General features: G+C 58.6%; 3 protein-coding genes. 2 read left to right on the forward strand and 1 reads right to left on the reverse strand.

The genetic code is table 11. The annotated features are described in order from the left end of the window. Nucleotides 1–642: biotin synthase BioB (gene bioB, locus RTY00_RS19990; RefSeq protein ID WP_312665761.1), on the reverse strand; the 642-nt coding region annotated here is incomplete at its 3' end. Nucleotides 643–730: 88 nt separating this feature from the next. Here bioB and bioA point away from each other — a divergent pair. Then, the gene (bioA, locus tag RTY00_RS19995; protein WP_312665763.1) at nt 731–2,026 is read left to right on the forward strand and encodes an adenosylmethionine--8-amino-7-oxononanoate transaminase; all 1,296 of its coding nucleotides are present in this window, start codon (nt 731–733) and stop codon (nt 2,024–2,026) included. A 29-nt stretch (nt 2,027–2,055) separates the two neighbouring features. Continuing rightward, on the forward strand, nt 2,056–2,532 hold the full coding sequence (locus tag RTY00_RS20000) for a kinase inhibitor (protein ID WP_312665765.1): 477 nt from the start codon (nt 2,056–2,058) through the stop codon (nt 2,530–2,532). Nucleotides 2,533–2,595: the final 63 nt, after the last annotated feature.

Raw genomic sequence — 2,595 nt, forward strand, 5'->3', positions numbered from 1 at the left:
GGGCGGCGTTGGAAGATTCGCCAGTTGCACCAGTAAGCCCGCACGATCCTTCACCGTTTCCCCCAGCCCCACGATGCCGCCAGAACACACTTTGATCCCCGCGCCGCGCACTTTATCCAGCGTATCCAGACGTTCCTGATAGCTGCGCGTGGTGATGATGTTGCCGTAAAACTCTGGCGAGGTGTCGAGATTATGGTTGTAGAAATCAAGCCCGGCTTCGGCGAGGCGTTGTGCCTGGCTGCCATCCAGCGTGCCGAGCGTCATGCAGGTTTCCATGCCCATCGCTTTCACGCCCTGCACCATCTGCTGCAGGTACGGCATGTCGCGCTCGTGCGGGTTTTTCCACGCCGCGCCCATGCAAAAGCGGCTCGATCCCGCCGCCTTGGCTTTGCGCGCCGATTCCAGCACCGCATCCACTTCCATCAGACGCTCGGATTCCAGACCGGTTTTGTAGCGCGCGCTCTGCGGACAGTATTTACAGTCTTCCGGGCAGGCGCCGGTTTTGATCGATAGCAGCGTGCTGACCTGCACCTGGCGTGGATCGAAATGTTGACGATGCACTTGCTGCGCTTCAAACATCAACTCAAGGAAAGGTTTATCGAAAAGTGCCTGAGCTTGTGTCAGTGTCCAGCGGTTTGCCATTGCTTACTCCAGAAAAAGGGGGTTCATCCCGACGATTAACGTGGTTATACTTGTAAACTAAATCTTTTTAAAATGGTTTACAACTCACATGTTCACTCAGGACGACCTCAACTTTGACCGCCAGCATATCTGGCATCCTTACACGTCGATGCGCGATCCCCTGCCCTGTTATCCGGTGGTGGCGGCGCACGGCTGCCAGCTGCAGCTGGCCGATGGACGTGAACTGGTGGACGGCATGTCCTCGTGGTGGGCGGCGATCCACGGTTACAACCATCCGCGCCTCAACCAGGCGCTGCAGCAGCAAATGACGCAGATGTCGCATGTGATGTTTGGCGGCATTACCCATCCGGCGGCGGTGGAACTGAGCCGCCAGCTGGTTGCCATGACGCCTGACGCGCTGGAGTGCGTGTTCCTCGCCGATTCAGGTTCGATCGCCGTCGAAGTCTCGATGAAAATGGCTTTGCAATACTGGCTGGGACGAAACCAAACGCGACAAAAATTCCTCACGCTGAAGCGCGGTTATCACGGCGATACCTTTGCCGCGATGTCGGTATGCGATCCGGAAAATTCGATGCACAGCCTGTGGCGCGGCTATCTGCCGGAACATCTGTTCGCCAACGCGCCGCAGTGTGCTTTCGATGATGCGTGGAACGAGGCCGATTTCGCCGATTTCGCGCAGCTGGCCGAAATCCACCATCGCGAGATTGCGGCGGTGATTCTGGAGCCGATTGTGCAAGGCGCGGGCGGCATGCGCTTCTACCATCCGCGCTATCTGCAGCAGGTCCGCGAACTGTGCAATCGCTACGGTTTGCTGCTGATTGCCGATGAGATCGCCACCGGATTTGGCCGTAGCGGCAAGCTGTTTGCCTGCGACCATGCGGGCATCACGCCGGACATTCTCTGCCTCGGCAAAGCGCTGACCGGCGGCACCATGACGCTCTCCGCCACGCTGACCACGCGTGAAGTCGCCGACACCATCAGCCGCAGCGCAGCGGGCTGCTTTATGCACGGCCCCACTTTTATGGGCAATCCGCTGGCCTGCGCGGTAGCGGTGGAAAGTCTGAAAATGGTGAATGAAGGGCGTTGGCAGTCGCAAGTGGCACAGATTGAACAGCAGCTGCGAACAGAGTTGCTGCCGCTGCGCGGTCATCACGCGGTGGTCGACGCGCGCGTGCTGGGCGCGATTGGCGTGATCGAAACCCATCAGGCGGTGAACATGGCGGCGTTGCAGCACTTCTTCGTTGAGCGCGGCGTGTGGATTCGTCCGTTTGGGCGATTGATCTACCTGATGCCACCTTATCTGATTTCTGCCGCCGAACTGACGAAACTGACGCAAGCGGTCGGCGCGGCACTGGATGTTGCGGCGCATTTCCACCATGATTGAGGGCACTGCACAACCAATAAGGAGCGATCATGCGCGTAGTTAGCCAGGATTTTAACGACGGCGATAAGATGCCAGAGCGACACGTTTTCAACGGCATGGGTTACCAGGGCGAAAATCTGTCACCGCATCTGGCGTGGGATGATGTGCCGGCGGGCACCAAAAGCTTTGTGGTCACCTGCTACGATCCCGACGCGCCAACCGGTTCCGGCTGGTGGCATTGGGTGGTAGCGAACATCCCGGCAGAAGTCACCGAGTTGCCCCAAGGTGCCGGCTCCGGCATGGCAGAACTGCCGGAGAGCGCCATTCAGACGCGCACCGATTTTGGCCAAACCGGCTACGGCGGCGCAGCGCCACCGCAGGGCGAATCCCATCGCTACATCTTTACGGTGCATGCGATGGATACGGATAAGATTGACGTAGATGAAGGCGCGAGCGGCGCGATGGTGGGCTTTAATGTGCATTTCCATGCGCTGGCCAGTGCATCGATTACGGTGAAGTACGCGTAATTAAAAAGGTCGCCATGAATGGCGACCCTACGACGGATTTATGCGCACCTGGTCGCCATAAAT

The organism is Pantoea sp. CTOTU49201 (assembly GCF_032054795.1).
Taxonomy (GTDB): Bacteria; Pseudomonadota; Gammaproteobacteria; order Enterobacterales; family Enterobacteriaceae; genus Pantoea; species Pantoea symbiotica.

Bases quoted from the DNA above. Each gene is read 5' to 3' on its own strand.
- RTY00_RS20000 (WP_312665765.1), top strand. From the start codon at position 2,056: ATGCGCGTAGTTAGCCAGGATTTTAACGACGGCGATAAGATGCCAGAG.
- bioA (WP_312665763.1), top strand. From the start codon at position 731: ATGTTCACTCAGGACGACCTCAACTTTGACCGCCAGCATATCTGGCAT.